The sequence below is a fragment of the Prosthecobacter sp. genome (genome assembly GCF_049294395.1).
Classification (GTDB): domain Bacteria; phylum Verrucomicrobiota; class Verrucomicrobiia; order Verrucomicrobiales; family Verrucomicrobiaceae; genus Prosthecobacter.
The window spans coordinates 1-6,471 of sequence record NZ_JBAQCR010000058.1 but is presented as its reverse complement, the minus strand read 5'-3'; the positions used below and the strand labels follow the sequence as shown (position 1 = coordinate 6,471).

Genomic DNA, 6,471 nt, shown 5'->3' with positions numbered 1-6,471 from the left:
AATGCTGCGAGCGAAGGCCTCAACAGCCGCATCCAGTCCATCAAAAGCGCCGCCAGAGGGTTCCGTTCATTCGCCAACTACCGCATCCGCATCTTGTTCCATTGCGGCAGACTTGATCTCAAGCCCGTCTTCACCCATTAAAACTCGTGTAGAACCTCTTTTGCTAAGCAAAAAAACAGCCGCCTCACACGGCTCATCGTTGCAGACAACTTAATGCCGATGGCCCCTGCTGCGAAAATTCACTCAAAATACGTATCACCCTATTTTGCCATTTTGCTTTTTCACGATTCGGGTGAGCCCGGAAACACTTAAAGCATTCATCCTCAGAAAGAAAGGCATGACCCACGAATCGCGAACTCTGGGTGAGCATCTTCGCAACCGAAGGCTGATTCTGGGACTGAGTCAGGAGGACGTGGCAGGCCAGTTGGGCACCTTGCGCGAGGTTTACGAGCGCTGGGAACGCGATGAGAGGCAGCCGATCGTATCCGAGTGGCCCTCCATCATTTCCTTCCTCGGCTACTATCCCGCTCGTGAAGAAACTGCGGCAGACCTTGTCCTGAAGGCAAGGCGGTGCCTTGGAGCTGATCAGAAAAGCCTGGCGAAAGTCATAGGTGTCATACACCAACGCGTTCGCCGATGGGAACATGGCCGGGAACTGCCACCGTTTGATGCCGTTGCACAGTTAACGCACCTCGCCACGCTTCCTCAGTGCAGATTTGCCAAGGATGCCCCTTTAAGGTGCACGCCGGATAATGCAGAACCCCTTCCCTTTCTTGTGCCAGCGCTCTCCCACGAAATCGCTCCCGTGCTTGGCCAAAAAATCGTCCACGCTTCGGGTCACGCTCTCGATACGTGTGCCATTGGGCGGGCCTGAGCGATAGTCATCCACGACCATGACCCCGTGGGGTGTCAGGTAAGGAACTACGGCCTCCAGATCGAACATGCATCCATCATAGGTATGGTCTCCGTCAATCGTCGCGAGATCAATTCCTTGCGGAAACTCGCGCTGGAAGAATTCAGGAGTGAGAATCACGCGCGAGGAGTTTTCTATGACATCCCATGCCGGAAACCTCCCTTTGAGCAAGACGGCCATGCGACGGCCATGCGGTGCTTTGTAGTCGAGATTGATGTCGATGCTGATCATCCTTTCCAGCTTCAGGCTGCCATGGAGCACGCAGGCGGCCGAGCGTCCGGTGCAAAAGCCGGTTTCCAGGACATTTCGCGGTTTCACCTGCTCGCAGATTTCCGCATACTTGTCCGCCTGATCGTGGTTCAAATGCCCGCGTCGGCACCAGAGGTCCGTTTTATACACCGGTGTCTTTGCAGGCAATGCCACGTTTGCCCGGCTGCCTTTCAAGTGCCGCCTCAGCAGGCGGTCACCGGCTGGAGTCCAGGATTGAATGTCTGCCAGATTTTGCCGCACCACCTCATCGTACACTTCCACCCACTTGTCCCCATGAAACGGCAGACCATCACGGCAGTGTTTCTTACCATGATAATGAATGATGCGTGTGTCTGGCAGATCGGGATCATCGTGCCGGCAGGATCGGTTCCACCGTCCATCCAGAATGCGATGCGGGTAGCGGTGCAGCAGCATCTGGCAGCTCACTTCGTCAGGAATGAAACTCACTCGTCCCTTCTCCGCCACGGAATACCACACGTTAAAAATGGCCGCGTCTTTGCGAAACGCCATGACGCCAATGTTGATGGCCGGGCCAAAGGCAGTGGCGGCGTTCAGGTCATCCGGCAAGATATCCGCCCACTTGCGCAGGCGGGCTTGGATGATTCGGCCATCAGTCCGCCACTTCCCCAGTTGAGCCACGCAGAATGAATCCCGCTTCGCGAATTCGAACAGTTCGTCAATCGGCCCCACCACCAGCGTGTCCGAATCAATCGCCACCGTGATGTCGTAGGGAGTCCCAAGGTGCAGCCGGGTCTTGCCGAGAAAGGGCAGATGCTTGCCTGGACTCACATCCGAGACCCATCGCTTTACCGGCACGTTCATGGCGCTGCCGATTTTCTCGCACAAGGCATGTGATTCCTCACCTTCGGAGAGAATAGTCACCGGTCCTGAATAGTGCCGCCGCAGGGACACGAGAGACACCAGCAGCCTCACGACACAGCTTGTTCCCAGGTTATAGTAAACAACCCCGCTAGTGCCTTCCTTCTCCTTAGGCTTTGCCACTGGAGATGGTCGGCGACGACGCGGACGCTGGTGTTTCCATCCGTGCTCAGCCATCTGCGCGCGCACATAGCGGCGGCCAAGCCGTTCCGCGCAGTACACCATGAAGCTGTCCTGCGAGGGATAAGGCAGCCGGCCATCCTTCGCGGTCAGTGCCGCCATCTCGCGCGTCCAATCCGTGCGTCCGAAGAACAGCCAGGAAATGATGCGCGGGTGCTTGACCTTTGAAGACTCGCTGGAATACGGCAGGTTCAGCCGTGGCCTCGCAGCCAGCCTTGGCACGGCATCCGCCCAGTCATCCAGCACATCCATCACATAGCGCGGTTTTGAGTAGCCCCATGGGGAGGCAATGAACACCGGAAGTTCGCCTCGCTCATCCGACTGGAACCACTCCGGCTTGATCCACTCTCCCGGCCCAGTCGCGACCGCATCCGTATCGAGCTTGAGATACCACGGAGTCTGCACCTCTCGTGCAGGCACCTGCACAAATCCGGTGAGCATTTTTTCACGCTGGCTTCGTGCATGCGGCAGGTCCCATGCGATAAGCCTCAGTTGCGGATGCTCGCGCAGAAATTTCAGCTCGCTCGTGCGCACCTGCTTCACATCGTAAAATACGAGGCAGGGCATTTCGCGCAGTTCGGGTTTGAATTTCATCCAGTCAGGCCATGCCTGCCGGAGTTCCTGCAAATGCTGCGCGTCCACGCCCAGGACAAGGGTGATGTCTTGATGTCTCATAAGATCAAATCTGGAACCATCCGACCGGCCTGGCCGTGGCGGATGCGATAAACGCCGGGCAAGTCCACCGGCATTCCGCTGTTTCCAAGCTCCCGGCGAAACCACACATCTTCGTGCGTGCGCTGCCATTCACTTCTGGGCTCCTGAGCACGGCGGCTGTTTTTCAAGTAGCCATGCGCCCGGCAATAGTCCCCGCTGACGATCTGGATGCCGCCAATTGCCCGGTTCATCCGTTCCGGCTCAAATTCGGAGATAGAGACACTCACCAGCCCCTCGGTCTCGCGTGCGCGTTGAATGCAGGCGTCTCCGAGATCATGGGAACGGTGCCCGTTTACCTCGCGGGGGTAGATCAGTCGCGCGTCGGTGTTGCCAAAGCGTGTGAACGCCTCCCAGCACTCCGTGGTGAACCAGTAGTCCGCGTCACAGAACCACACCCAGTCCGCCTGGGTTGCCAGTGCTCCGCGATTGCGCCCGATGGAGCGTCGGCACAGCTCCGCCCTCGGCAGCGGCTGCGCGTTCCACCGCACACCCGCGACTGTCTGCTGTGCAAACCACGCCACTGCCCGCGTGGTCTCTTCGTCTTCCGGTGTGTGAAACACAGTCGCGGTCACCTGCACACCCGGTGGCGGTGGTCCCAGCACCAGACTGCTCAATTGATGGCGTAGCAGGGTTGCGTAGCGGTAGCAATGCGTTACCACCTCAATCTTCAGCGGCTCGCTCATGCTTTGCCCGCTGTGGAGGCTGCTGGTTCGGATGGGGCTGCCGTTGCTGGCGCAGGCTGCTCCCGGCTGCTGGCAGCCGCTGCCACCGGACCTGCCTCGGGGGCCACACCTTTGCCTGCGGTCTGCGCTTTCTTCTGATCGTCCACCCGCGAGTACATCCCCTCGGTCTTTTCCCGCGTGTGATCTCCGATCTGGGCGCCAGATGCCGCCAGAGCCTCCTCATACGGTAAGAAGGGAAAAGCCGTCAGCTTGCTCTGCAGATTGCAGTTAAAGACCTTGAAGCCCGCTTTTTTAAACTGCGGCTGCAATTCAGTGAACCACTGCTGCAGCTTCGCATAAGTGCTCATGTTCCCCTTCACCGCGTTGGGCGTCCGCCCCTCCTCGAAGTGATAGCGCTTCGTCGCCGACATGTCGAAGTCCACTCCCAGCAGGTAAACATGGCGGAAGCCCAGCAGATGCAGAATGCGAATGGACGCCAGCAGCACACTGCGGCCACCGCCCCACTTGCCATGATTGCCCCAGTTCACCGTTTCCTCGTTCAGCCAGCGCGGCACATGGAGTTTTTCATTGCGTCGATAACCCGCCACATTCGGGCAGTCCCCCAGCTTCAGCTTGGAAGGCTCCCAGCGTTGCACCCAGCCTTGATCCGTATTCACCAGCCGGTTGTCCCACAGGCCTTTTTCAAAGTGGGACATCGGTGCAAACTTCAGGATCGTCGGGTCCAGCCACATTGACAGGCTGAAGCGCGAAGGCTCGTCCACCGTGCAGTTTGCATTGCCTCGGAAGGTTCGCGCCCCGTTGTTCAGTGTCATCACCCAGCGCCGGTGCAGCGGGGTCAGATCCAGCGCCGCCACCGAGGGGCCGTTCGCCATCAGAAACGCATGCCCACCGCGATACTGACCCTCCAATGCCATCACCGCCCCGGCCCGAGTGTAAAAGAACGGCACAGCTTCACCGAGTTGCCTCACCGGCACATCCCCCTCCTCACGCCATCGGGGAGAATGCAGTGCTGTGATGTCAGGAGTGTCTTTGGCAAGGGAGCGAGCGGGTGTCATGGTTGAAGTTTGAGGTACAGGGATAAAATTATTCTTTCTCTAGTAAGCAGGGTTCCAAATCCACTTATGGGCCGCAGTCTTAGCCCCTGATTTTCTGTTCGATCAACTGAGCCAAAACACGGTCCGCATGGACGGTTGAAAAACATTCACGGCTTGAAGCAGCTCTATCCTGCGGCAAACCGAAACCGACATCGTCGCGCAAGTCGCGTTCCCAACCCGTTCGCAGGAGGTTCGCGTCTCCGAGGTTGCCGGTTTCCATTGCTGGATGTGGGTGACGCTCGTGCATTGGAGCGTTCGAAAATGCGGTCAGTGAAATAACAAAATATTGAGCAACTGCTATTCTTCATTGCAACTCCATTAAGTACAACACGCTCGCAGTTTCATTGATTTTTTGATATAATGTCCCAAAGCTCCGCCTCACTCATTCTTGGCTTTTGAAGAAGAGCGTGTTTTATAATTTGTTTAGTTTTCACATCATCTTCTATTGTTAGTTCTATCAAAAATTGACACAACTTTCCCCGCTTCCACTCGTCAGTGAAACTTTGTTTCAAATGCATTGTTTGATATCCACTCCACCAGGTTGCCATGACAATAATTAGACCAACAGCGCCAGTTAGGCGGTTTGACTTGGCTGAAAAATATTTCATGCAACATGCAACGACAGCCACGAGCAATGGTATTATGGCAACAATTATGGGCCCCAAGTTCATTGAAGTGCTTTATTCAATTTAATTTCCATACATTGGCCAAGTGGTTTCACCTGTAGCCACTGGACAGTTCACACAATCGCTCATAGATACACAACATGCATTAAGAGCACTTTCGCTGGCAGTTCTGCAATTATCACCAAGAGTCCCAGTGCCTTCGAAGGTTCCGCGAGTTCCTGGAGCAGTATATGTATCGAGGCAACTTTTTATATTAGGACAATTTAGATTATCTTTGCATGTCAGCCCTTTGGCTACTCCCGATGCAAAGCATCCATCGGATTTAAACGCGACCAAGTAATAAAAATAAAAACTATAATCGTTTTTTCTTGGCAGGGAACATGTTCCCCACTTTCCTTCTTCCGGATTTAGAATGGCCCAGTTGCCGGATGTGGATGTATAATCTCTACTCGGAATCAAATCTTTAGCATTCGGATTTGCCGGTCCAACCCCTCCAATCATTTGATGACCTGGAAATTCTTTGGATCGAGCCACAACGACCCCACAAACCAACCCCAATTTATCCACGTTATTAACTGGATCATTTTCTGTGAATTCGTAAAGATTTAGCCCGCCCTTCTCCTCGATCGGATCCTTGCAGGTCCATCTCCCCAAGTGCGGCGAATAATACCGATAACCATAATTAATCAGCCCGCTCTCCGCGTCAATGAACTGCCCTTGGAAGCCAAACTCCATCCCGCACTCGCTACTGCTTCGCACCGTGAAGTCAGGATTCATAATCGTGCGCAGACCAAACGCGCTGAACGCATAGCGCTCTTTCACTTCACCCTCCTCATCGGTGATTGCCGCAGGATTGAAGTAGTCCATCAACACATAGCGCGTCTCATTGAGCGTGGTGCCTCCTACCACACGATCACGCCGCACCAAGTCATCCCGGTGCCGTGCACCCCACAAGTAGCTGATGGAGGCCGTGGTCTCGCTGTCTTTGCGCTCCTCCACCGGACGCCAGGCATCGTTGTAGTAGCTGTGCAGCGTCTCCCCATCCACTTCACGCGTAATGCGCCGGTGGCTGCCGTCATAGGCGTAATCTCCGACCACCTCGCCGTTGTTCC

Annotated in this window: 7 protein-coding genes; 1 reads left to right on the top strand and 6 read right to left on the bottom strand. The window is 55.6% G+C overall.

Features of this window, described 5'->3' with window-relative positions; all coding sequences use genetic code 11:
* The coding region (locus tag WAW39_RS04150; protein ID WP_422316076.1) for a transposase at positions 1–141 on the top strand (141 nt) is incomplete at its 5' end.
* Between the two features lie 592 nt (positions 142–733).
* Here WAW39_RS04150 and WAW39_RS04145 read toward each other — a convergent pair.
* The 6 genes from WAW39_RS04145 to WAW39_RS04120 form a co-directional block, all read right to left on the bottom strand.
* On the bottom strand, positions 734–2,917 hold the full coding sequence (locus WAW39_RS04145) for a class I SAM-dependent methyltransferase (RefSeq protein ID WP_422316074.1): 2,184 nt from the start codon (positions 2,915–2,917) through the stop codon (positions 734–736).
* Positions 2,914–3,639 (bottom strand): glycosyltransferase, encoded by a 726-nt coding sequence (locus tag WAW39_RS04140; RefSeq protein ID WP_422316072.1) that lies wholly within the window; start codon positions 3,637–3,639, stop codon positions 2,914–2,916. The genes WAW39_RS04145 and WAW39_RS04140 overlap by 4 nt, the downstream gene beginning before the upstream one ends.
* Positions 3,636–4,694 carry a hypothetical protein gene (locus WAW39_RS04135; RefSeq protein WP_422316070.1) on the bottom strand — a complete coding sequence of 353 codons (1,059 nt, stop codon included), beginning with the start codon at positions 4,692–4,694 and terminating at the stop codon, positions 3,636–3,638. The genes WAW39_RS04140 and WAW39_RS04135 overlap by 4 nt, the downstream gene beginning before the upstream one ends.
* 79 nt (positions 4,695–4,773) lie before the next feature.
* A complete protein-coding gene (locus WAW39_RS04130; protein WP_422316068.1) occupies positions 4,774–4,953 on the bottom strand; it encodes a hypothetical protein in 180 nt (59 codons plus the stop codon).
* Positions 4,954–5,074: 121 nt separating this feature from the next.
* A complete protein-coding gene (locus tag WAW39_RS04125; protein WP_422316066.1) occupies positions 5,075–5,341 on the bottom strand; it encodes a hypothetical protein in 267 nt (88 codons plus the stop codon).
* 81 nt (positions 5,342–5,422) lie between these two features.
* The coding region (locus tag WAW39_RS04120) for an RHS repeat domain-containing protein (RefSeq protein WP_422316064.1) at positions 5,423–6,471 on the bottom strand (1,049 nt) is incomplete at its 5' end.